The 763-nt window shown below is 49.9% G+C and carries 6 tRNA genes; all 6 read right to left on the bottom strand.

The features are described 5' to 3' along the window. Nucleotides 1-130 precede the first annotated feature (130 nt). Nucleotides 131-201 (bottom strand) — tRNA-Gly (locus tag ORL93_RS30890). 1 nt (nt 202) lies between these two features. After that, a tRNA-Pro gene (locus ORL93_RS30885) sits at nt 203-279 on the bottom strand. A 3-nt stretch (nt 280-282) separates the two neighbouring features. Then, nucleotides 283-359: transfer RNA gene (locus ORL93_RS30880), tRNA-Arg, on the bottom strand. Between the two features lie 92 nt (nt 360-451). Then, nucleotides 452-537 (bottom strand) — tRNA-Leu (locus ORL93_RS30875). Nucleotides 538-540: 3 nt separating this feature from the next. Continuing rightward, nucleotides 541-621, bottom strand: a tRNA-Leu gene (locus tag ORL93_RS30870). 15 nt (nt 622-636) lie between these two features. Next, nucleotides 637-709 (bottom strand) — tRNA-Lys (locus tag ORL93_RS30865). Nucleotides 710-763: the final 54 nt, after the last annotated feature.

The raw sequence follows: 763 nt of genomic DNA, 5'->3' as shown, positions 1-763 counted from the left end.
GTATTAGGCACGCCGCCAGCGTTCATCCTGAGCCAGGATCAAACTCTCCAATAAAGTTAGTTTGTCTAGCATCTAAAATAAAAATTGACGTTTCACGTTGTTTGTTTCGTTCAGTTTTCAAAGAACTAAAAGCGGGTGAAGAGAATCGAACTCTCGACCAGAGCTTGGAAGGCTCTTGTTTTACCACTAAACTACACCCGCGTGGTCGGGAAGACAGGATTTGAACCTGCGACCCCCTGGTCCCAAACCAGGTGCTCTACCAAGCTGAGCCACTTCCCGTTATGGCGCGCCCGAGAGGACTCGAACCCCTAACCTTTTGATCCGTAGTCAAACGCTCTATCCAATTGAGCTACGGGCGCTTATTCATGATGTTTTGTCGTTGTTGTATTTCAGCGACTCAATTATCTTATCACACTGCATTTTCAAATGCAAGCACTTTTTTATTTTTCTTTGGTGCGGCCGAGAGGACTTGAACCTCCACGGGGTTTCCCCCACTAGGCCCTCAACCTAGCGCGTCTGCCATTCCGCCACGACCGCATATGCGGGTGAAGGGAGTCGAACCCCCACGCCAAAGGCGCCAGATCCTAAGTCTGGTGCGTCTGCCAATTCCGCCACACCCGCGGAAATAAAAAAGAATGAGCCATGAAGGACTCGAACCTTCGACCCTCTGATTAAAAGTCAGATGCTCTACCAACTGAGCTAATGGCTCGTAAATGGCTGGGCTAGCTGGATTCGAACCAGCGCATGACGGAGTCAAAGTCCG

The organism is Bacillus sp. DHT2, assembly GCF_026241455.1.
Taxonomy (GTDB): Bacteria; Bacillota; Bacilli; order Bacillales; family Bacillaceae_G; genus Bacillus_A; species Bacillus_A pseudomycoides.
The sequence above is the reverse complement of the archived record's forward strand: the minus strand, read 5'-3'. Positions and strand labels throughout refer to the sequence as shown.